This is a genomic window from Telluria sp. ZB4P34, from assembly GCF_059686055.1.
In genome coordinates this window covers 66,533-88,043 of the sequence record NZ_JCASIF010000007.1, presented here as the reverse complement: position 1 = coordinate 88,043, position 21,511 = coordinate 66,533, and the positions used below count along the sequence as shown (strand labels likewise).

The 21,511-nt window shown below is 53.2% G+C and carries 18 protein-coding genes and 2 pseudogenes; 9 read left to right on the top strand and 11 right to left on the bottom strand.

The window, feature by feature from the left end; translation table 11 throughout:
• Positions 1 to 254: 254 nt before the first annotated feature.
• The 6 genes from AC56KL_RS13730 to AC56KL_RS13705 form a co-directional block, all read right to left on the bottom strand.
• Positions 255 to 1,754: a recombinase family protein gene (locus tag AC56KL_RS13730; RefSeq protein ID WP_497180716.1), complete on the bottom strand. Its 1,500-nt coding sequence runs from the start codon at positions 1,752 to 1,754 to the stop codon at positions 255 to 257.
• Complete coding sequence (locus tag AC56KL_RS13725; RefSeq protein ID WP_497180715.1) at positions 1,748 to 3,280, bottom strand: recombinase family protein; 1,533 nt, start codon at positions 3,278 to 3,280, stop codon at positions 1,748 to 1,750. The genes AC56KL_RS13730 and AC56KL_RS13725 overlap by 7 nt, the downstream gene beginning before the upstream one ends.
• Before the next feature lie 1,042 nt (positions 3,281 to 4,322).
• Positions 4,323 to 4,667: a hypothetical protein gene (locus AC56KL_RS13720; RefSeq protein WP_497180714.1), complete on the bottom strand. Its 345-nt coding sequence runs from the start codon at positions 4,665 to 4,667 to the stop codon at positions 4,323 to 4,325.
• A 111-nt stretch (positions 4,668 to 4,778) separates the two neighbouring features.
• Positions 4,779 to 5,369, bottom strand: coding sequence for a hypothetical protein (locus tag AC56KL_RS13715; protein ID WP_497180713.1), 591 nt, complete (start codon positions 5,367 to 5,369; stop codon positions 4,779 to 4,781).
• Positions 5,366 to 5,698 (bottom strand): hypothetical protein, encoded by a 333-nt coding sequence (locus AC56KL_RS13710; RefSeq protein WP_219861718.1) that lies wholly within the window; start codon positions 5,696 to 5,698, stop codon positions 5,366 to 5,368. Before AC56KL_RS13710 ends, AC56KL_RS13715 begins: the two co-directional genes overlap by 4 nt.
• Before the next feature lie 879 nt (positions 5,699 to 6,577).
• Positions 6,578 to 6,907: an H-NS histone family protein gene (locus AC56KL_RS13705; RefSeq protein WP_497180712.1), complete on the bottom strand. Its 330-nt coding sequence runs from the start codon at positions 6,905 to 6,907 to the stop codon at positions 6,578 to 6,580.
• 160 nt (positions 6,908 to 7,067) lie between these two features.
• On the opposite strand from AC56KL_RS13705, the gene AC56KL_RS13700 reads away from it, so the two are divergent.
• Entirely contained in the window at positions 7,068 to 8,375 is a 1,308-nt protein-coding gene (locus AC56KL_RS13700; RefSeq protein WP_497180711.1) for a DUF2569 family protein, read from the top strand.
• 315 nt (positions 8,376 to 8,690) lie between these two features.
• On the opposite strand, the gene AC56KL_RS13695 is transcribed toward AC56KL_RS13700, so the two are convergent.
• From AC56KL_RS13695 to AC56KL_RS13680, 4 genes are all read right to left on the bottom strand, one after another.
• Complete coding sequence (locus AC56KL_RS13695; protein ID WP_497180710.1) at positions 8,691 to 9,029, bottom strand: hypothetical protein; 339 nt, start codon at positions 9,027 to 9,029, stop codon at positions 8,691 to 8,693.
• Positions 9,030 to 9,145: 116 nt separating this feature from the next.
• The gene (locus tag AC56KL_RS13690) at positions 9,146 to 9,397 is read right to left on the bottom strand and encodes a hypothetical protein (RefSeq protein ID WP_497180709.1); all 252 of its coding nucleotides are present in this window, start codon (positions 9,395 to 9,397) and stop codon (positions 9,146 to 9,148) included.
• A gap of 16 nt (positions 9,398 to 9,413) precedes the next feature.
• Positions 9,414 to 9,725: a hypothetical protein gene (locus AC56KL_RS13685; RefSeq protein WP_497180708.1), complete on the bottom strand. Its 312-nt coding sequence runs from the start codon at positions 9,723 to 9,725 to the stop codon at positions 9,414 to 9,416.
• Positions 9,726 to 9,867: 142 nt separating this feature from the next.
• Complete coding sequence (locus AC56KL_RS13680) at positions 9,868 to 10,494, bottom strand: tyrosine-type recombinase/integrase (protein ID WP_497180707.1); 627 nt, start codon at positions 10,492 to 10,494, stop codon at positions 9,868 to 9,870.
• Positions 10,495 to 10,634: 140 nt separating this feature from the next.
• Between AC56KL_RS13680 and AC56KL_RS13675 the strand changes: the two genes are divergently transcribed.
• The 4 genes from AC56KL_RS13675 (at position 10,635) to AC56KL_RS13660 (ending at position 15,323) form a co-directional block, all read left to right on the top strand.
• Complete coding sequence (locus tag AC56KL_RS13675; RefSeq protein ID WP_497180706.1) at positions 10,635 to 10,964, top strand: H-NS histone family protein; 330 nt, start codon at positions 10,635 to 10,637, stop codon at positions 10,962 to 10,964.
• 648 nt (positions 10,965 to 11,612) lie between these two features.
• Positions 11,613 to 11,939: a hypothetical protein gene (locus tag AC56KL_RS13670; RefSeq protein ID WP_497180705.1), complete on the top strand. Its 327-nt coding sequence runs from the start codon at positions 11,613 to 11,615 to the stop codon at positions 11,937 to 11,939.
• Positions 11,940 to 14,062: 2,123 nt separating this feature from the next.
• Positions 14,063 to 14,521 carry a phospholipase D-like domain-containing protein gene (locus AC56KL_RS13665; RefSeq protein WP_219861723.1) on the top strand — a complete coding sequence of 153 codons (459 nt, stop codon included), beginning with the start codon at positions 14,063 to 14,065 and terminating at the stop codon, positions 14,519 to 14,521.
• 301 nt (positions 14,522 to 14,822) lie between these two features.
• Complete coding sequence (locus tag AC56KL_RS13660) at positions 14,823 to 15,323, top strand: hypothetical protein (RefSeq protein ID WP_497180704.1); 501 nt, start codon at positions 14,823 to 14,825, stop codon at positions 15,321 to 15,323.
• A 376-nt stretch (positions 15,324 to 15,699) separates the two neighbouring features.
• On the opposite strand, the pseudogene AC56KL_RS13655 reads toward AC56KL_RS13660, so the two are convergent.
• A pseudogene (locus tag AC56KL_RS13655) lies at positions 15,700 to 17,127 on the bottom strand (IS1182 family transposase); the annotation flags it as partial.
• Between the two features lie 155 nt (positions 17,128 to 17,282).
• On the opposite strand from AC56KL_RS13655, the gene AC56KL_RS13650 reads away from it, so the two are divergent.
• The 4 genes and pseudogenes from AC56KL_RS13650 to AC56KL_RS13635 form a co-directional block, all read left to right on the top strand.
• Positions 17,283 to 18,085, top strand: a protein-coding gene (locus AC56KL_RS13650) for an IS5 family transposase (protein ID WP_497180703.1) whose coding sequence is annotated in 2 segments (ribosomal slippage) — positions 17,283 to 17,409 and positions 17,409 to 18,085 — 804 coding nt in all. Because the reading frame shifts where the segments join, the coding sequence is not laid out codon by codon here.
• A 1,369-nt stretch (positions 18,086 to 19,454) separates the two neighbouring features.
• Entirely contained in the window at positions 19,455 to 19,784 is a 330-nt protein-coding gene (locus tag AC56KL_RS13645; RefSeq protein WP_497180702.1) for a transposase, read from the top strand.
• A gap of 152 nt (positions 19,785 to 19,936) precedes the next feature.
• Positions 19,937 to 20,848 carry an IS110 family RNA-guided transposase gene (locus tag AC56KL_RS13640; RefSeq protein WP_497180701.1) on the top strand — a complete coding sequence of 304 codons (912 nt, stop codon included), beginning with the start codon at positions 19,937 to 19,939 and terminating at the stop codon, positions 20,846 to 20,848.
• Positions 20,818 to 21,060, top strand: a pseudogene (locus AC56KL_RS13635) (IS3 family transposase); the annotation flags it as partial. The gene AC56KL_RS13640 and the pseudogene AC56KL_RS13635, both read left to right, overlap by 31 nt.
• Positions 21,061 to 21,511 lie beyond the last annotated feature (451 nt).

The following is a 21,511-nucleotide window of genomic DNA, read 5'->3' as shown; positions in this document are numbered from 1 at the left end:
AACGGCAAATGGCTGCCAACTGGCGGGTCTGAGAGGGACGCTAACTCATTCATGGCTAAGCTTGCAGTGGATTCGCTGACGCTGTATCCCAATGGGCTCTGACGTAATTTCCGAGCTAGTGATCTCTTCGCCGGTTACGGTGTACTTGTATCGCTTGACACAGATGGCTAAGCCTCGGCCGCGATTCTGTATGGCGAAGGCGCCGTCGCGCCTTCGGTTACGTCTGCTCTGGGTCGAAAGGAGTCATTGAAGGTCTAAAGGAGACCGAACAACGCGCGTAGCCCGGAGTACGCATAGCGTTCGTATTTCTGCAGTGTCCTAGTCGACGGCCAAATATATTGATGGTCGGGGAAATCCGCGACGGGAATTAGGTACACCCGTTCCGGACGCTCATTAGACTGATCCATACGTACCCAAATCACGAAATCTACGGCCGGGTCGTGAGCCAGTGTCACCTTCCAGCAGGGGTAACTGCGCTCATATCGACAGCGTGTGCAGAGCAGACGCACCTTGATATCTCTAACGCGCCATGTACGCGGGCTGATTGCCTCCACCTCGGCCCTGTGTTCCGTCATACAGCGGACGAGTTCGTTCGTCATGTCACGTGTGACGCAACGCAGTCGGTAACGCGTAATGGTCGCATGAGGTAAGGAGGGCCAGCTGACGCCCGCTAGACCCATGGCAGAGATGAGACCATTGAAGCGAAAAGCGTACGATTTCGCTGCAGGCCCTGGCCCAGCATCAATCAGTGCTGGTGTCACTTTCCCGTGCTCGATGAACAGGTCACGCAGCGCGTCAAGCATCTCATCATCAGTCCATTGCCGCCGGCGCCGTTTGCGTTCGATCGCTGCTTGATCGAACCTATCTCGCGACACGAGTGCTTCGAACGCATTGTCTCTACGCACCCACTTTTTTGGATCATTAGCACGACGGGTAGTGCGCATTCGCTGAGTGCCGCGATTGAAGGTCATCGTGCCGACGTACTTGTCGTTGGTCAGTATCTGCTTTACCAAGTGCGCCGACCAGGGCCTGCACGTACAGGTTGAGACTCCTTCGCTGTTGAGCCTTGCGGCTATACCGACGTCAGTCATCCGTTCGTCAAGGTACATCGCGTAGATTCGATGGATCACGGCTTGCTCGTCTGGTGGCCCTGGCACATAGGTCACTCGATCACTAGGCATGTTCTTTCGTTCCCCTGGCTGCAAGATGCCTTTCGGTTGACCAGTTGCTGACAGAGCCATGCGACGCAATCCGTATCCGGCAGTGCCGCCTTGCTTGTAGCCGAGTTCGGTAAATCGTACTTGCGCACGGAAGACCTTAGCTGACAGCTCGCGGCTGTATTCCGCCGCCATTGCCCTCTTGAGCCCTTTGATTAAGGTAGCGATTGGGGAGCCATCGTTGTCGAACGACTCTGCGCAGTAACACACCGTTATCCCGGCACGCCGGCATGCGTACTCGTAGAAAGCCGCCTCATCAATGTCTTGAAAGCGTCCCCATCGACTAACGTCATAGACCAGGACAGTTGTGAACTCAGCTTGTCCAGATCTGATCGTTTCAAACAGCGAAAGCAATCCACTGCGGCCATCCAAAGTCAAGCCGCTTCGGCCTTCATCGCGAAAGACGCTCACGATCTCGCAGTTCTGCTTGTCAGCGTAGTCATGTAGTGCAGCTTCCTGATGGCTGGTCGAGTAGTTTTGATGTTCCGTAGACGCTCTGACATAGAGCGCTGCACGTACGCGGCGTTGGTTCAGCATAGTTCCTCCGCCTTGCTGACTTCAGGAGTGCCGAACATCGTTTCAAGTAAAACGTGTCTGGCGAATGCAAACTGATCTAAGTTGGTAGCTTTTAAGTAGACTGGCTTGGCTGCCAGGTCGGCTTGCGAAAACAGGAAATAGTCTGCAATCTCGCCGGTTGCAGGCTCCATGCGAGCAGTAATGGTGAAATCAGTTTGCGGCCGTGGCAATATTCTCCAGTTGCGAATCCCTCGCTTCGGATTACGTGGCACAGCGACATCGCATCGAACACGCACTGCTCCGTTCAACAACAAAGTATGACAGTCGGCAGTTCGCTCGACTGTGGCACCCGCAGCCAGGGCCAACGTTTCTGCATGCTCTAAGAGGTCTGCCTGAATTGCCAACAGCTTCTTCTTGGTATCGATAAACGCATATGATGCACATCGAGGCAAGCTAGCTGCGTCATACGCAGACACGAGGGATCCGAATGATCTAACCAGCAGCTGTGGGTCTGGCATCGTTGAGTCCGCAGCGATGATCTTTGCGTTAACTCTTCCGTGTCGGGCATAGCAGGCTTGCAATAGCGAGATTAGCTCAGGCTTGGTATAGCGTCGCTGGCGTCTTGCGCGCTCAGCCTGGACAGCGTCAAAGAGTTCCTTTGGAATGATTGGCGCGACTGCATCAGACTTAACGACCCACTCGGTGGGCTCGTTGCGTGTCCGAGGCACTGACAATTTGCAAGAACGCCGGTTATACGCAAGCGCACCGCAATACTTGACGTTGGTTAGAAGCGAGTTGACCATAGCCTGAGTCCATGGCCTCCCAAATTCACTTGAGATGTTCTCGCTGTTCAGTAGCCGCACAATGCGGCGCTCACTGCACCCTTCATTCAAATAAAGCGCATAAACGCGCCTGACTACAGCAATCTCGTTGTCTGGTCCCCATATGAGGATTACTCGATCGGTTGACGAAACTTTCGTCTCGCCGTACTCGAGTACGGCTCGCGGAGTACCGCAAGCTTTGAGCGCGAGGCGCCGTAATCCAAAGCCGGCGTGCCCACCTTGTTTGAAGCCCATTGCAATGAACCGAGACTGTGCTGCGAAGACCTTCTCAGAAAGATCACGACTGTACTCAGCAGCCATGACACGCTTCATGCTCTTCAGTAGCGAAGCGTAGGGGCCACTATCGTCGGTGAAGCGCTCACCGCAATACACCACGGTGATCCCAGCACGACGACAGGTATGTTCGTGATACGCAGCCTCGTCAATGTCCTGAAACCGTCCCCAGCGGCTAATGTCATAGACGATGATATGGCTGAAATCGGGCTGTGCTGACTGAGCGTCTTTCATAAGCGACGTTAGGCCGGGCCGCCGTCTGATATCCAGGCCGCTCTTACCGTCATCGACATACTCACGAATGATAGTCAGATTGCATGCAGCCGCGTACTCCCGGATCTTCGCGCGTTGGTGATCAGTCGAGTAGTCCTGGCTCTCAGTAGACATCCGCACATACATCACCGCCCGGTGTGGGTTGTGCTGCTGAACCATGGACGCCTCCGTCATCGGTAACTCAGGGCCAATCTTACGCGGAAATCTATCCGTAGATTAGCATCGCTACCGCGTAGGTGATGGCTGTTTGCTGACTGTAGAGACCGCTATCGATCACTGTGTGTTGGACTAATGTTCATCGGTCTGCATTCGACCCAAAGCAGACATCACCAGCTATTGCCGTAGTGATGACTATAAGTAAAAATCCAATAGTGTTTAGCTTTTGCTGCTAATCAAAGAGAAGTGCGGCGACATCGTCTTTGCTCAAATGTCGAGAGGTATTAACCGCCGTGTCGAGAGTCGCCAAATTCGTTTGCCCTTGTCCCGATGTCAAAACCCCTAAGATATAGATGGGCACGAACATAAGAATGCCAACTATTACGCCGACAGGGCCGGCAAACGACAAGACGTCTGAAGCTACCATTGAAAGCGCACTAATGGCGACAATTAAGACAATTGCGGCAATTTTGATCAGTCCACCTAGTTGTATCAACCAGTGCGCCGACCTGTATGCATCTCGGTAACGACGAGTCAATGCCTGAACAATTTCACTCTCTCGTGATCCGCTTGCATTGGCGAGGACTTGGGACCGTGGCAATCCATTCGACAACAACGGTTCAGTTGGCAAGATATGGTGTGAACTCGCAGTTGTCTTCCCACGTTCGGTCCCGCATTGCCAACAAGCGTCGAACTCCTCGTCGATAGTCTCTTTACAGCCTCTGCACTTCCACATAGTGTCGCCTTCTCTAATCTAACCAAAGTTATTTTGCTGCACTCTACGCCTCGGTCAGGGTCGGCCCGCCGTGCGGATCGAGCGCAATCATAGTTCTGCGCTTTGGAACCGCCCAAGCGAATTTGTCCAGAAATCCAGCATGGGATAGTCGTTCTCGCGCCGGGCGTTTCATGTTCTTCTTGTTCCAGCAGCGGCCAGGTTGCGGACGGATGCCAAGTTAGGTTTACGCCCTCAGTAATCGATGGGTAGAGCTCGCAGCTAGCGCCATCTTGTCGGGAGGTCTTTACATCCTCTAACGATGCCGAATCGCTACTTCTTCATGTTCAGACATGCGCCGTAGAGCTGGTCCTCGAAATCCTGTGCAGCCTTGCGCTGATTTGAAGGGGCCTCCATGCGAGACGTTTTGTACGCATCTTGAACCAGCGCCTTCATGCCCTGACGAAGTTCCGGGGAGTCCATAGCCTCGGCTGCCTGCATCTGTTTAATCATCGAAACGCCTTGCTGACGATTCAACATTACTTGCTTGCCCAGTGACGCGTAAGAGGTGCACAGGTTGTCCCAAGCCATTTTGTTCTCGGCTGCTTTCGAATCGGCTGCATGACAAAGAGGGGTTAAGACCAGGGCATAGATTGAAGCGAACAAGAGACGTTTCATTGATTTCCTTAGGGGATGTGATCTGTTCAAGGCGTTGTGATACGGACTGGTGCTGCCGCTGTTGTCAAAGTGACGCCAGTCGCCTTCTACGCAATCCGTCGCGGCGCCCAGCTATCCGCACTTCTCGTTGAACTTCTCGAGCGCCCGGCTTTTGCCCAACATGTAATCGTCGATGTATACGCGTCCGCTCTGGCCGTTGCTGTACAGAACATCCTTGAAACCATAGCCACTGAGTTCCCCAAGGATCCCATCGTGCGCGACGGGGTCGTATCCGCCATACCATTCAAGCAAATACAAACCTTGGGGACCGTCGGCAATAAAGTAGCTGCAGCCGCGTGTGCGCAACAAAACATGAATCGGTGCGTTGCTTGTCGCATAGCCTGCTGGCTCAGCTTGGCGGCGCTTGGCGCTCTTAGAGCCTACCTTGGGGCGGGGCTGGAGCGCGAATATGTGGATTGTTTTACCAGCGGCCACCATTTTCCCCGCACCGGGGCAGATCGCGGCCTTAGGGCCGTAGGCGTATAGATACTCGTAGGAACCCGAAACCTCGTACAGACCTCCCTCGGCGGTCTTGAACACCTCGCCATGGTTGCCCATGAAGGGCGACGGTCCGACGATCGTGGTTTCGAAGCAGTCCTGCGCCTGTGCGCTTCCGCCCGTCAGTAACAAGCCACACAGAACCAGTGTGTACGCATACCTCATTTCTGTTTCCGGTCATCCGCCCGCTTCATCAGCAGCACTTGGCGTGCCTGGTCCAGCTCGTGGTTGCGCCGATATGCAGCAATTTCGTTTTCGTCCACCGGGCCAGGAACTCGGTTTCGGACGAGTTGGTAGAAGCGCGCGGATTCCTGTCTGCAGGAGCCAGCGACGGCCGGTGCAATCGAGGCAACGTCGGAGACCCTATCGTCCAATTGCAGCGAGGCTTTGTACAGGCATAGGATGACCTGCTGGTTCACGTCGGAAAGCTCGTCGGCCATTGCCGGCGTTATCAGGGCAAGCCCCAAGCCCAAGGTTACAGTCAACTTCCACATCTGTTCTTTTCCTTGCGCGCCCGCAGGCGCAATCGAGCACAAGTCTCATGTGTCGGCGGACACACTAGTGTGCAGGCGTCGGCGATAAGCCTCATCAATACCGGCGAGTTGGCTCAGCAGGCGTCTTATGCTCCCAAGGGTTAGTCGTCGAGCTCGATCGCGTGTAGGGATTGGGTGTCGGCTGAGCTTGGGGGAGCGTCGACGGGCGGGAATAGCTGTGCGGGTCGGGCTCTGGGGCTTTTGTCCCTTCCTTGCCTGTGTAAGGGTTGATATTCCCCCGAGTACTGTAGTTGTCATTACGGGTATCGTTTGGACCCGACCGGTAATGTGGGGCAACGTAGGTTCCGTCTTTCTTCGTGTAACCGCTTACGCTAACTTGCGCAGTAGCTGATCCCGTAAATACACACAGGATCGCTGCTAGCACACTTATTTTCATCTTCATCTAGTTTCCCAGGCGGCATCGTAGCGTGCCGTTCGCCTGTCGATTCTATATTGATAAAGTGAGGTAGATTCTCACAGATCTACACGGATGTATGGATGGAAGAACTTGCCTAGTTCACAGTTGAAGGTTACGCAAGTTGACTGGTATCGCGGCAGTTTTGATAAGTCCAGGTTAGTGTAGCTGTGTGTCTGCTACCGACCCGAAGTGGCCGCTGCGCAAGCCGGTGCGCGCTAACTATGCAGGCGTGCAAATACCGGGCTCAAACCCCACCCAGACATATTCGTAGGAATTAATTCCTGAACCGTTGGATCGGCGCTCAGGCCCTCACTCTCGCGTAGTTCGTCCAATCGCCGTGGACAACCAAAGAGCCCTCACAGTCGTAAAGCAGGAGCGAAACCGCGTTGCTCTAGGGATAGAAGCCAAGTCAGCGCCAGCCGCTAGATGCGGAAGTCATCCATCGACTTCCCACCAGCAAGCCCTTCTGCGACCCACTTCGGCTGGCGACCACGACCAGTCCAGGTCTGGCTTTTGTCGCTAGGGTTTTGATAGCGCGCCAGAACCTTCTGCCCTTTGCCGCCCTTCGGTTTTTTGCTACCTACAGCAAGAAGTTCCTCTACAGAGACCCCTGCGTCCTGAGCGATCGCCAGGATTTGTTCCCGCGCCTTCTGCAAGTCCTGGTGCTGCCGAATCCTGATTTCCTTTTCAATGTCATACTGCAGGCCCTTTAGTTCGCTGAGGTTGTAGCCTGATAGATCAATATTTGCCATTCCGATATCCCTTCAATTTGGGTGAATGTGTTGCGTACCACGCCGATTCTACGCGAGAGATATTCGCATCGGTAATAACGCGGGTAAGTAGATTTTCCTAGTGGCATGCCATTGACTCTGTTAAAGTTGCGTTGTTATAACTTAAAAATGGAGTTGACGCGTGGACAGCTCGCTTTGGGCGTTTCTGCCGCTGGTTTTACTTATCGCGATTGTCATAGCGACCGTCTACTTTTTGCGTCGGAAAGACAAAAGTGAAGCTCCGGGACCGAAGGGGCAGAGCCCATACGGCGTCCACGGGTGGCTAGCCTTTTACATCGGGGCGTCATACTACCTTGTACCTCTATTCTCGCTTGGGCGTCTCAATGCCGACCTGTTGAGCGCAGAAGCTTTGAATCCGGCGCTTGTGACGCTAGCAGAATGGGGCAACTATAAAGCCGGCAGCTGGTTGCTGCTGCTGATTGCGATTGCTGTGCAGTGGCGCGCGGCTTGGCTGCTGAAACACCGCTGGACACCATCCAGCGTTCTCTGCGCCAAGATCGTCTCCGTCGCCCTACCGATCGTACTAATCGCCGGCGACGCTTTGCTCAGTGCTGTCACGCTCGGTGTGAACGACGCACCAAGTTCTCTATTAGGCCTCATTAAAGGGCTGTTCTCTGGACTTTGCTGGTTAGCGTATTTTCAGTTCTCCAAACGCGTTCGGAATACGTACTATTCAGGCGAAACAGGAAAACCTGTACCGCCCAATAACCTACCTCAAGGTAGTGGAGCTGACGTACCAACGTCCTTTACAGCTTCGACACCCAGTGCAGAGGGGCTAGTTTTGCCACCTCAGTCGGCGCGGTCGCTGGAAGACTTCAAGCCTCTCACCGGGCCAACTATGCAGACGGCCAACGACGATACACTGGCGCCTCTAAAGCCTCGGGTGGACCTGGCATCAGTTCGAGAAGCGGCTCCGGCCGCCGTCGATGACGCTCTTTGGGGCGCTGCCATGGCGGAGCTGGAAGAAGGTCGCCGGCACGCAGCGACCTGGGCCCGGTCTTTCGCCATAGCCGATGGCGACGAGGCGAAAGCAAAGGCATCGTACCTTCGCGAACGCGTGCGTCAAATGCATGAGGAGGCCACAACGGTTAGGCACACGGCGGAAGCGCAACAGCGGGCAGAGATTACGGAGGCGGAAAACCGTGTGGCCGCTGCCATGAAGCGATTCGTCGAAGGGAGCCATCTTACTGAAAACGAGATCGCGACTCTCGTAAATGCTTCCAAGGAAGACCATTCGCTAACGCGGATGACAGACCGAATCCGAGGAAATACTCTGCTGCACCTTTGCGCTCGCCATGGGCTGTACGAGGCGGCATTGGCACTCCTACGCAATGGATCCAGTCCCGATGCTGGCAATGGTAACGGGCTAAAGCCAGTTGATCTGGCAGTTCCAGACACTCCACTCGCGTTGGCTTTACAAACAGCTTAGCCGTAATAGGCTTTTATGGAACGTTGCTATTCCTCACGCTGAACTTGATCATTGTCGACTTGACGCTGCGCCTAATGGCGCCGTATGTCAAAATTGACCTGAAGGAATGGATCAAGCCGACCAATTGCTGATCCATCAAGAAACGAGAAGCCCCCTTTTCCGATTTTGGAAGAGGGGGCCTTTGCAATTTGTAAGATCCTTATAGCTTGTGTCCAGTCCCTTCATAGTACGATCGCTCGTCTCTGCTAAACAACTTGCAACTTGCTATTAACCAAGTTCCGAGTAGTCTGGCGCCAGATTGTCTTTGATTCGGCATCACTGGTACTTCTGAATGTTTGCCGACGTATCGAATTTATCCATACAGCGGTCTCGATCTTTCTGGCGGAACGCTTTGAGGTCAGCGCTGAATGATCGGAAGTATGCTCGTGCCTCGTCGGCCTTTACAGGATCGCTCTCGCGTGTGTATTTGATAATTTTCGCTTTGTTGTACACGACATCTTGGCAAATTTGTTCAAGCTCACTAATCGGCACAATGACTCCGTCATACCGCGTCACTGTTTCCACTGGCGCCGCCTTCTTCGCGTCTCCACATGCTGATAGGCCGGCACAGATGAGCACACTCACAGCCATACACACAGTAATCCGACTTTTCACACTCACTCCTTGCTAGGCCGGCACCACGCTGACCTCTTATCGTCTCAGCCGCGTCCCGCGCGGCGTTGGTAGTGCTGAGCTTCTCTGCTTAGTCTTCTCTTTACGGCACCCTTCGTTCAGCTTTGGCTGCGAATTGTTTCAACATCGCACAACTGGCGGTAAGCCTGGACAGCGAACTGTGCAAGGCCAGAGTCGAGGGGCAGGCCAGTATCCAAGTCGATCCATTGGTTGCGGCTGTTCCCGTCGACCCTAATCTTTGCGGTCCAGTCACCGAACGTCCCTTGATAGGTAATTTTTCCAAAACTCATCTCGTACGAGAGTCCTACGACGGCAGGAAACGCTGGGCGAGTTATCCATTGGTTATTCATCGTTCTTCCGTTCTTCTCACTTGTCCCAGTTCTCGTCGTTCTGCGGCTCAGGCCTTTTTTCTCTATTGAGGTAGAACCAGGTTAGCGCTGCCACGGCGATCACCGCGAATGAAAAAAAGTTCCACTTTGACAAAACTGCGTGGTAAATCCCGTATAGGCCGGCGGCAAACCAAAGTGATATAAAGATGATGCTGATCTTTCCATCCCAAACCTCTCTAAGTGTCGCATAAAGCCCCCCTGCAGCAAACAGCAGGAGAAATGCCGAGAACGCCACCGCTATGAGTGTGCTGATGCCCATCAGAATGAAGCGACCGATTTCGAGGAGCATAGACTTTCCCTTTTAATTTAGGACATCGACTCGTCCAGCGGCTCCTGAGCCTCTTCCAGACGACGTCCGCTTCTGGCCGTAAGCGGCCCTGGCCATGGGTCACTTACGAGCCATGCTGAGAAACTATACCCTGTTTCATACCTCAGACTTCAGTCTGCTCCGCGATCTCCAGTGCGTCATCGACCTCGATGCCGAGATACCGCACCGTGCTCTCTAGCTTAGTATGGCCGAGAAGCAGCTGTACAGCACGAAGATTTTTCGTGCGACGATAGATCAATGTCGCCTTCGTTCGCCGCATTGTATGAGTTCCATACGCCGCTGGATCCAAGCCGATGGATCGCACCCACCTGGCGACGATGCGTGCATACTGACGAGTCGAGAGATGATGCGAGTTCTTCGCCCTACTCGGGAACAGATACTGGTTCGATGTAAGCTCTCCAGCTGCAATCCAACCTTGAACCGACTGGCGAGTCTGCTCCGTGATTTCGAACTGAACAGGCCGGTGGGTCTTTCGCTGCATAACAATCGCACGATGGAATATGCTGCCACCTTGAGCAACGTCTTTCACTTTCAGACTGACGAGGTCGCAACCACGCAGCTTGCTATCGATCGCCAGATTGAAAAGTGCTAAATCTCGTGAGTGTTCCGCAATCTGCAGTCGGATCCTTATCGCCCAGATTTCCTTCAACTTCAAAGGGAACTTCTGACCGACCAGACGCCCTTTGTTCCATGGAATACGCTGGCTGCCGGTATCGCTACTTGTGTTCATATCAATCTCCTCAGTGAGCAAGGCCTAATTTTGGTCCGCAGCCAGAAGAAGAGGTTCAATCGAAGTCGAGCTAGCCCATGGGGCATAGTAGAATCGATGCAATGCGCAACACATTCAACTAAATTGAAGGGATATCATCAATGGCAAATATTGATCTGTCGGGCTACAACCTTGGCGAACTGAAGGGCCTGCAGCATGACATTGAAAAGGAAATCAAGAACCGCCAGCACCAAGATTTGCAGAAAGCACGGGAGCAAATCCTAGCAATCGCGCAGGAGGCGGGGGTGTCGGTCGAGGAGCTGCTTGCTGCAAGTAGCAAGAAATCGAAGAGCAGCAACGGGCAAAAAGTTCAGGCGCGTTATCAGAACCCCGGTGACAATAGCCAGACCTGGACTGGTCGTGGGCGCAAGCCGAAGTGGATTGCAGAAGGGCTTGCTAGCGGAAAGTCGATGGATGACTTCCGCATCTGACAGCAAGCATTGACATCGCTTCCACCAGTAGTGCAACGCAGTTCTGTGCCTAATTTACGATTGTGGAGGTTCACTGGTTGTCCCAGGCGGGATGAGATTGAGTACCTCCCAAATGACCACGTTGGCAAAGCCATGGTCCTCAAGAAACCGCATGGCGTACAGCAACCCATGCGTCTTCCTTAACTGAACAGCCGCAACGAGCAACTTAGCCTTGCGGTGGAGGTCGGGTTTAAGCTGAGTAGTCATCAGTGCATTGTAGAGAACCCGTGTGTTCCGACCATGATATGGATCAAGCAACTGCACTGCAGACTGCGACGATGTGCATGGATGGGCGACTTGCTTGAGTCCGCCTTCGGCCAACAGCGGACGGTCAGCGTACGCTGACTGCCCGGATGACGCACTTGAAACCCGTTGATGTCACAGTGCAATCGTGTGTATGCATGGGTATCCGTTATGACGGCGAACGGCCAAACACGGGAAGATACGTATCTGGAATGTGAAGTATGCATCACGCATGCCATAACAATTTGTACCGTCGAGAAAACAACGGATCTTTGCTAATGTACAATGAATGTAGTAGTCTAGAAAGTCTCAATAAATTGGATCGTATATATGGAATGTGTTCGTGCTGTTGTCATCCTGGCAAGCTTGTCCCTTACGGCATGCGCTACGCCTTTTAAAGACTATGACGGAACAGCAAAACGTGCTGCAATTGCCAATATTTGTGAACGAGAAAAATTAATATCGACGGCCGACTTCAATGCCTACGTCGCCTTCCAGTTCGGAGAATACGCTCACCAAAATTTGCAAATTGTCGATATGCCCCGCTTGGAGGCACAATACTTTCTGGAAGTTCAAAGTGGTTTGAAAGCGCTGCCGACAGCAAGTCAGTTTGATCGCGAAAGATTAAAGTTGTCCTGTGCTGAAGTGGCAACGGTTGCGCGAAGGGTTGCTCCGAACCGTATCGCTCCCTAGCCTTCTACATGTGCGTAGGTCTTAATCAAATTTAATGCGCGACTATTTTTGGTCTGACTCGCTGATGACTCAATGGCAAACTCATTCACTTTATTTTCTAACTCACCTTCAATAGTGAGCCTCTATTATCGCAATTTGTACGTAGTAGGACTAGCACTACTTATACTCGTTGCATCGGGTCAGGCATTCGCGCAAGCGACGGTTTTAGACATCACAACTGCAATAGTTACCAATGCCATTACCGATGAGAACAATTCAGATACTGCGCTTGCTCAGAAGATTTGCCTTGCTGGTGGGCGGTCTAGCATCGACTGTCCTAGTTATGTAGGCGTAGGTCAAGCAATCTGTTTGTCGAAGGGTCGATCTAGTCTCGACTGTATGTCTTACACTAGTGTGGGACAAGGGCTTTGTCTGATTGGAGGCCGATCTAGTCTCGATTGTATGAGCTATACCACTATCGGACAGGGAGCATGCTTGTCAACCGGGAGAAGCTCGCTCGATTGCCCTTCATTCATTTCGGCTGCAAGTGGGCTTTGCATGGCCAAGGGACAGGATTTCAGCACCTGTGCCAACATCTCGCTGCCTGGTGCTGTGGCAGTGGAGGTCCTAGACGTAGATTGGGCTTGGGATAGGTTCTACGATGAACAACGCAAAATCCAATGGCGTTGCCGGGGTAGAAACACCGGTGCTTTCGCGGACGATTTTAAGTGCGCGTCTAAGTCCCGTGGCGACGACACTTGGCCTGGTAATTAATATTGAACGATGTAGAGTCGGCAGGTATTCTAAAATTTGAGCACCGCCTCATCGCTCCCGGATTTTAACGCCGGTAAGCAATCAATGCGTTATTATCAACTTCATAGGCTTCGCCCAATCTATCGTGACCACTTCATTGTTTCAAATCCACAGTTCGGTCTTCATAGCACAGCCTTACACTGTAGACTTGCCGTTCTAACAAATCGTTAAGGCATATATGCATAGTGTTTCTAAGCTCTTTCTCTCTGTTACTCTCACGTGCTCGGTTGGCACTGTGCTCGCTGAACCGATGCCGCAGAAACTCAGCAAGGCTGATACGGCGCTCATTAAAAAGCTGAGCATGGAAGTAAGCGCAAGCTTGAAAGACCCTGCGTCTGCTCAGTTCCGGAATGTGACGCTGAACCGTAGCACGAAAACAATATGCGGCGAAGTAAACGCAAAGAACGAGTATGGTGGATACGTTGGTTTTAGGTGGTTTGCGCGTACTGAAGGGGTCGGGGGCATGATTGTCCCTCCTACGCCGGGAGTGTCAAGGGAGCAGATAATCGCACTGCTAAACCGACCTACCGATGACAATGGCCAGCCGAACGCTATTCAGTGTGCAATAAAATAGATTCGTGGCATAGGCTCGCCTTCATATCTTTAGTCGCCAAGGGATGAACATCTGGTTCGTCGCGCCGCCAACTCTTGGCTGGGTCCGCTTTGGGTCGATTCCAACCGTTCACAGATTCTCCGTAGTGTTGAATTAGCGCTTCAAAAGCGGTGGTAGAGAATGGGAATACTTGACTAGACTCATCCTGTTGCATTATGGTAACTACTTACTTGCGCTATAAGGACTGGTAACGGCAATGAAGAGGTTGGCACTGCCTGTCGATAACATTTGACTCGAAGCTTGAAACAAATACTTGAGGGTTTATGACAATAGAACGTCCTGGAAAAGCAACACGCTGTGTTGGATGCGGCAAGACCGGCGCCGAAAAAACCGGCTCCAACAATTGGAAGATGTGTGATAAATGTCTTACAACGTACTGCACGTCTTGCTATCAAAAAATAAAAAAATCCTCGTCTGCTTGTACTGATCATTCGCCTTGGGGACGCTGGCTAACAGCACATGGGACTTTCTCTACAATGACATTCAAATAGTATAACTGGCTAACACAAACTGTCGATAAACCTTTCTTACGATGAGCATAATAGGAGTTTTCCGCTAGCGCGCATATTGCCGTATGCGTTCGTCCGTTTCGGGTTGGCTTCTGCCTTAGACTAGGCGGCAGAAGGCGACTAAGAGCAATCGTTCGTATATCGCACTCTTATGTCGCAAATATGAGCTTCTAAAAAACTTAATTGGTCTATGAAAGTTGTGCACGCTTATGCTCCTCCAAACGAATTCTGGCAAACGAAAACACGTTCACCTGTTGTCTGAGCTAATCAAGAAATCGGAGGTGTCGATCCTGTGTTCCGGGTGGATCAAACTTCCTGGGCTAAAGGACTTGCTGCCGTCGATTGACGCAGCGCTCGCCAATGGTGCCGCCATCACGGTTTATTCCAACCTGACGGAAACCCTAGAAGGTGTGGCGCCAGCGCTGGCCTCCCGCACAGGGCTGACGCACCGCATGGTTGCCCCCCCCAGTCGTGCGTTGCATACCAAAATCTACTACTTCGAAAGCGGCGATAAATACACGGCTGTGATCGGCTCAGCGAATATTACGAAGGGGGGCTTGAGCACTAATGAGGAACTGTCTGTGACGATGCATGGGACACGCGGCGACAGTTTTTTCCTCGAGTTGCAACAGTACCTCGCCATTCTCGCAGCGATGAAGTTTGCCTGAAACATGACAGAGATCACCGCGAGTCTGCACGCGTGCCGTTGCCTGCGACTTCTAAAGAAGGATGATTGTCTGCTTTGGGTCGGATCCGGTTCTTCGTGACAGTCCGCGATTTTTCGTTCTCGGCAACCTGCTATGTTGGGCTCAACGGCCGGGTTTGGCCTGAAGCGGACGTTTGAATGAATATATAGAACGCTACCTGTTGAATGAAACTAGTTTCTATCTAGCTGATTCTCAGGGTTTTCTCTCAGAAATGCTGATAGCATAATGCTTCGTGCCCCCGGCTTTCGGATATTAGAACAACATGACCCCAATCGCTAAAGCAGCACACCGAAGCCACAAACTGCGAGTCCGATTGTTTGGAAGTGCATTGCTTGCATTATTAGCAGTCACGCCGCTTGCCAGCCTTGCTGGAACAGCGGTTTTTCCAACTCCAGAACAACTCAATGAATACTGCAAGGGCGTGGCCGTCGCCCAGGTTTCGATGATGACTACCTGGCTGAAGCATCCTGACGGTGCTTTAACGCTGGCGCGCTGGAAGAACTTCGCTTTAGTTGAGGCGATGGGAGTCGCAGGGATTTCGAAGGTTGCGCGCTTAGGAATCGCAAGCCACATCAACGAGTTCACCGACGAGCATCGGCGCCAGATGAGCGCACTGCTGCGCGTAGGACTATTGGACTCGGGGCAATCGAGAGAGAGATTCCTACAGTCGTTGAAACCAACGATCCCGGATCTGATGAAGGAGAAATTCCTGAGCTGTCGCGAAGAGGTTGCGTCGGCGATATTACCGGAGCAGACGAAGTAAAGCTACCGAACCATGGGGTTTGCTGCCACGTGTAGCCCTGCTGGGTTGAAGCAGCGAGTCTATCTGTAAAGTTGGACCTTACGGTGAGCATGTAGCGTACGCTGATGCATTTGCGGACGCGCGGCTTGAAAACGTAATCTATCATTCTTTAGCATGACCGTTTGCGCGTAGCGAAAATGGCCCCGCTAACGTCTCCAATGGGTCCAGAGCGTGTAAAAACTCAAAACGACGGACGGGGAGCTAAGTAGTACGGATCAAGGCCAGTTCTAGAATTTAAAGAAGCGTTCCAGGCCTCGTAGTCCCATCTGGGCATTTTCAGCAAGGCCAGTACGGATAACGCTTCAAACAGGCCTTGCAGCGTCAAAAAATGGGCGTATGCCCTGATCGCTGCCAGCATTTTCTCAGTGCCGAGAATCGCTATCAAACGCCTGAAGTTATAAGCGAGCACATGCAGGCTCATCTCTGCTTTCACGCGCTCCAAGCCTTTCGTCAGGAAGTGCGCTGCTCCCATCCATGCCTTGATCGTTGCATATGGATGCTCAACGGTGGAGCGCCGAATTCGCATGGCATCCGGCGTCTGTTCAAGACGCGCCTGCATCTCATCGAGCACGTCCTGATGTTCCCAGCGCGTTATGCGTCGTTGCGGGCTTGGCGTGCATTTGTCCTTGAGTGGACAGCCCTTGCAGTTCGAACTCCAGTACCGGTGGTTCGTCATGCCTTTCTCGACGCTCGCGAAGCGCCATATCAGGGATTCCCCTGCCGGGCAGCGGTACTCGTTCTTTTGCGGGTCGTAGATGAAGTCGGCCTTGTCGAACCGGCCGTCGGCTTTGGCCCCGGAGGTTTTCGTCGGTGGCACTAAAGTGCAGATTCCAGCTTCGTGGCAAGCCAGGATTTCTTCGCCCTTGAAGTAGCCACGATCAGCAATTGCCGTCAGTGTCTTCGTGCCGATGGCAGCGCGGGCTTTCTTGGCCATGCCAGACAATTGGTCGCGGTCGCTGCCGTTGTTGGTTACCTCATGTTCAACGATCAGATGATGCTTGGCGTCGACGGCGGTCTGCACGTTGTAGCCAACGATTCCTGAACCGCGCGCCATCATCGAACGCGAGTCCGGGTCAGTGAGCGAGATCTGCGTTTCCCCAGTCTCTATCAGCTTCGCTTCAATTTCCTTCAGCGTAGCCATTTGCGATTTCATCGCTGCGATCTTGTCGTTTAGACGAACGCTTTTCGCCTGTGCGGCAGTCGGTTCCTGCCGGTCAGCCGTGTCAAGTTCTGCCAGGTAGCGACTGATGTTTGCCTCGATCTCGGCCATCCTGCGCTTGAGTATTGCATCGGTAAAATTGCGGTCGCTGCTGTTGACGGCCTTGAACTTGCTGCCGTCGATCGCGACGACCGCGTCCGAGAAAAGGTCCAGCTGCTGGCACAGCACGACGAACTGCCGGCAGACCTTGCCGATCGCCTTGCCGTTATCTTTTCTGAAGTTCGCTATCGTCTTGAAGTCGGGCGCCAGGCGTCCCGTCAGCCACATCAGCTCGACGTTGCGCTGGGCCTCACGCTCAAGCCGCCGGCTTGATTGAATACGGTTGAGATAACCGTAGATGTAGAGCTTGAGCAGCACGGAAGGATGGTAAGCGGGGCGCCCTGTCTTTGCCGGTAGCACGCGGGCGAATCCCAGGCTGGCGAGGTCGAGCTCTTCGACAAACACATCGACTACCCGGACTAGATTATCCGCAGTCACGTAGTCGTCCAGGTGCTCAGGCAGCAACGTGCCTTGTCCGCGTTCTTCGCCCTCGATAAAGCGCTTCATATGGCACCTGTAGGATGAGATACTGGCTCAACGTTTACCGACCCGGTTTCGTTTACATGGCCCTACGTTTTTACACAACCTGGGTCGATAGCGGACGTACGCAGGCTCAGTCAGAGCACTAACATGGCGTCCGTGTTTGTAGACGGACTGATGCCATGGCCCGAGCACTTCTTCCCGAAGACCTGTGGTCCCTTATCGCCGCTCATCTTCCAACCCGTCGCCCATCGCCGAAAGGCGGCCGCCCGCGCATCGATGATCGCGCGGCGCTGACCGGAATCCTGTTGTTTTGAAGACTGGAATACCGTGGGAGTATCTGACGCGCGAACTCGGCTGCGGCAGTGGCATGACATGCTGGCGGCGCCTTCACGAATGGATGCTAGCTGGCGTTTGGCAGCGCGTCCATGAGGCGATTCTGCGACGGCTCCGAGAGCACGACCAGATCATGTGGGATCGGGCTTGCGTTGACGCTGCGAGCGTACCAGCACCTGCTGGAGGCGAACACACGGGTCGAAATCCCACCGATCGCGGCAAACTCGGCTGCAAACACCATTTGCTGGTGGATGAGCGTGGGCTTCCCCTAGTCGCCCAAATCTCGGGCGCGCAAGTGCACGATTCTCGATTCCTCATCCGGTTGGTAGAGTCAATCCCGGCAGTTAAGGGGCTCGCAGGTCGTGCCCGCAAACGCCCAGGTAAGCTGCATGTCGATCGAGCATACGCTTCGAGAGCCCATCGGGCTTGGCTGCGCAGTAGGGGCATCGCGGCTCGTATCGCGCGTTACGGCGTGGAATCGCGCGAAAGGCTTGGACGGTGGCGTTGGGTCGTCGAGCGAACCTTGGGTTGGCTACACCGCTTCCGCAGATTGCGCATCCGGCATGAGCGGCGAGCAGACATGCACCAAGCGTTCCTGTCGCGTGCCTGCTCGCTCATCTGTTGGCGGTACGTCGAGAGGTTTTGTTAGGCGCTCTTAGCCTAAGAGCGTCTAACAAAACTTCCAGAGCAAGGCGCGACGCCGAAGACAGTACGACTGTACGGCGAGGCGTTGCAACGCAGCTATGGAGGTTTTGTTAGGTGGTCTAAGCCGAGCAGTAGCGCCGTTGCTGGCTCTCGAATCTATCCCTCTTTACGCAAATTAATTGGCGATTCCAGATTAGGTTCACCCACAGGCCAGTCTATTTGTTAGCCAAAAATAGCCATTAGATCGCGTGCATGAGCTATACATGATGACGCTAATTGCAGCATACAAGGGCGCGTCTCATCGGCTGAACAGTGCAGTTTCGGTTCTCGAAGCAAGCAGAATGTTGTATGTCAACAACAATTCTTACGATATTTTTAGATGAAAACTGCTCTTTTAAAGCGTCCATGTAAATACGAATGCAAATCCAATTTTTACTAAATTTCGCAAATATTGAAAGTTTATATGCACTATTTTTAACTAAAATGGACTTCGCCAACAAAATTGCGTGCCATCGTTAGAGAATTCGGTGCCATCGTTAGAGAGTTCGGTGCCATCGTTAGAGTATGCGATATGTGGATAACTTCCAGTACGCAAGGTTCAAACCATTGATAGCAAAAGGATTTAGAGTAACTAATCAGAAACTTAAAGTTATCCACAAAAGCTCTCTAATGATGGCACCGAATTCTCTAACGATGGCACATGTCTCTAATGATGGCACCTTACCTCTCTAGTGACGGCACCGGAACGCTCTAGTGGTGGCACATTACCTCTCTAACAATGGCACAATTGAAGCAGTTTTAATCAATGAAATCAATAGCTTGCGTGATAGGTAAACAAGATCTTAAGGTTTACAATAAAAACTCAAGCTGTTTTTAAACGCGCGTGACGAGGCGTCGCCACGACCACATGAAAAAAGCTTCCACGTGTCTGGGCAATGCGCGAATGCTCTAAATCTAGGGCGCTGCTTGATTGCGTAAACGTAGGAGCGAACTCTAAAATAGGACTGTGTTCCGCTGAAAGCCTCCTGGCAAAGATGCTATCTAAGCGTCAAGACGGTCATCAATCGAACTTGATCATCATCTCAGGTATCGGCTGATCTACCATCCGGCGAGATTGCATTTGAAAATTACTCAGGTCAGCAGCAGTGTTGACATTTTTACACTTAAGCAGAGGTCCATGTCAAAAAGCCTAGACGAACAACTACTCGGCGCGGAGAGTCAAGCAGCCGCGTCCGAAGCAGTTCGTTGCGTGGTAGAGCGGGCAGCAGCAAACGAGTGCCGTCGTTGCGCCGAGGCAGTTCAGGCGAACTTTGGCCTTCCCCCACCACGACGGACACTTTCGATAGGTATCATGTTCCTATCGGAGGTATTACATGGCACGTGAAAGACGGTTGTTCTCAGAAGAGTTTAAGCGCGAGGCGGTCAAGCTGGTAGGCCAGCCTGGCGCGAGCAAGGCGGCGATAGCCCGCGACCTTGGCATCGGTGCCAATTTGCTGGGGCGGTGGTGCAGAGAAGCTAACGTGGATGTAGAGGCACCTGGCGGGCACGAGAAGGTATCGCCCCAGGAGTACGAGCGCATGCGGCGCGAGCTAGCGAAGGTCAAAACGGAGCGCGACATATTAAAAAACCGCCCCACACGGTCGCCCATGGCCCTCATGAATAGAAACTCCAGACGAGTACACTGGTTGCACGCAGGACTGTGACCGAACGCTTTTTGGAGGCATAGACCCCGTCAAAAAACCTGGTCCAGGGGAAGCTGCGGACTCATATGTGGCGGCACCATTTGGCGACCCCGTTTAGGAAGTTGATCAATTCCGAGTCCCCGTCCTGCACCTGACTATCCAGGAGGTGGGTCATGTCCAGAGAGCGTTTACGATCCAAGCCCAGCGGGCTGCCGATCATTCATCCATTCGCAGCCGGCATCGATATCGGTTCGCGATTCCACGTCGCCGCCGTCAGCCCGGATCTGTGCGACGAACCAGTCCAGACCTTTCAGGCTTTTACTAGTGACCTGGAGCGCATGGCCAGTTGGCTGGTCGCGACCGGAACAAAAACGGTCGTGATGGAATCTACCGGCGTCTACTGGGTGGCTGCCTATGAGGTACTCAAGTCGCACGGGCTGGAGGTAATCCTGGCCAACGCCCGCGAAGCGCGCGCAGTTCCCGGTAGAAAAAGCGACGTCAACGATGCCCAATGGCTGCAGCGCTTGCATGCCTGTGGCTTGCTGCGTGCGAGCTTCCGTCCTGGCCGCGATATCGCAGAATTGCGTGCCTATCTCCGTGCACGCGAGAAGCACACCGACTACGCCGCCGCGCATATCCAACACATGCAGAAGGCGTTGACCTTCATGAACATTCAGCTCCATCACGTCATCGCCACGATTACCGGCGTCACGGGCATGAGGATCATCCGTGCCATCGTCGCCGGCGAGCGTAATCCCGATACCCTGGCGGCGATGCGTGATGTACGCTGCAAGGAAAGTCTGGAAACCATCCGCAGTGCTCTAGTCGGTAATTACCAGCCCGAGCATGTTTTCGCTCTCAAGCAAGCGCTAGCCCTCTACGATTTTTACCAGCAGTGTATCGACGAATGCGACGCTGAAATTGAACGTACTGTGGCTGGTCTGAACATTGGAAAGCCGATGCCGGACGCGCCCCTCCCCAAAGCCAAGCACCGCAGCAAGATGCCAAGCGATCCGAAGTTCGACGTGCGCGCCGCCCTGTATCAGCTGACCTGCTCGCATCCCACGGCATTGTTTGCAGCATGAGCCGTCGCGGTAATTGCTGGGACAACGCCGCAATGGAAAGCTTCTTCTCAACGCTCAAGACTGAACGCCTGAGCAAAAAGCACTATCGGACCAGAGATGATTTACGGGCTGACGTATTCGACTACATAGAAAGGTTCTACAATCCACGCCGGCGTCATTCCACTATCGGCTACATCAGCCCGGTACAGTTTGAAAATCTAAAATGCGCCTAACGGAAGTGTCCGTATCGATGGGGAAGGCCAAATAGTCAAACGGTTCGGGATTAGTCTTCTCTAAGATGGTCTCGTGTAGGTAGACCAAAGGTTCCATCTCAGGCTTCGCGAAAGCTGGCATAGGCACATGAGTAGGAGCCTTTAGAGAAACGTCTGCTTTGAGACGATAGCCCGCGTACACAGCAGCAGCCCAAACATTTCGATGGCGACCGTGATCGCACACGGACCGATCCCACGGCCACTTCTTCGCGAAGACTCTTCTGGTTGCCTGTAGCGTGTTATTTCTGGGCCACTGCCGATTACAAAAAGACTGAAGGCCGCGTATCAATGGTCGCGGGGCGTTACTGCACCCCATTCAGGAGTTATATGAGCTATTGAGCGCGGTTTAATCCTGGCTCAATATACCAGCGAGTGAAGAAGCGGTGCGATAAGCACACTGCGATATTAGGTC

What these genes read in the sequence shown, in the direction of transcription:
- AC56KL_RS13730 (WP_497180716.1), bottom strand. Translation starts at nt 1,754, where the DNA reads ATGCTGAACCAACGCCGCGTACGTGCAGCGCTCTATGTCAGAGCGTCT.
- AC56KL_RS13725 (WP_497180715.1), bottom strand. Translation starts at nt 3,280, where the DNA reads ATGGTTCAGCAGCACAACCCACACCGGGCGGTGATGTATGTGCGGATG.
- AC56KL_RS13720 (WP_497180714.1), bottom strand. Translation starts at nt 4,667, where the DNA reads ATGAAACGTCTCTTGTTCGCTTCAATCTATGCCCTGGTCTTAACCCCT.
- AC56KL_RS13715 (WP_497180713.1), bottom strand. Translation starts at nt 5,369, where the DNA reads ATGAGGTATGCGTACACACTGGTTCTGTGTGGCTTGTTACTGACGGGC.
- AC56KL_RS13710 (WP_219861718.1), bottom strand. Translation starts at nt 5,698, where the DNA reads ATGTGGAAGTTGACTGTAACCTTGGGCTTGGGGCTTGCCCTGATAACG.
- AC56KL_RS13705 (WP_497180712.1), bottom strand. Translation starts at nt 6,907, where the DNA reads ATGGCAAATATTGATCTATCAGGCTACAACCTCAGCGAACTAAAGGGC.
- AC56KL_RS13690 (WP_497180709.1), bottom strand. Translation starts at nt 9,397, where the DNA reads ATGAATAACCAATGGATAACTCGCCCAGCGTTTCCTGCCGTCGTAGGA.
- AC56KL_RS13685 (WP_497180708.1), bottom strand. Translation starts at nt 9,725, where the DNA reads ATGCTCCTCGAAATCGGTCGCTTCATTCTGATGGGCATCAGCACACTC.
- AC56KL_RS13680 (WP_497180707.1), bottom strand. Translation starts at nt 10,494, where the DNA reads ATGAACACAAGTAGCGATACCGGCAGCCAGCGTATTCCATGGAACAAA.
- AC56KL_RS13675 (WP_497180706.1), top strand. Translation starts at nt 10,635, where the DNA reads ATGGCAAATATTGATCTGTCGGGCTACAACCTTGGCGAACTGAAGGGC.
- AC56KL_RS13665 (WP_219861723.1), top strand. Translation starts at nt 14,063, where the DNA reads ATGCTCCTCCAAACGAATTCTGGCAAACGAAAACACGTTCACCTGTTG.
- AC56KL_RS13660 (WP_497180704.1), top strand. Translation starts at nt 14,823, where the DNA reads ATGACCCCAATCGCTAAAGCAGCACACCGAAGCCACAAACTGCGAGTC.
- AC56KL_RS13645 (WP_497180702.1), top strand. Translation starts at nt 19,455, where the DNA reads ATGGCACGTGAAAGACGGTTGTTCTCAGAAGAGTTTAAGCGCGAGGCG.
- AC56KL_RS13640 (WP_497180701.1), top strand. Translation starts at nt 19,937, where the DNA reads ATGTCCAGAGAGCGTTTACGATCCAAGCCCAGCGGGCTGCCGATCATT.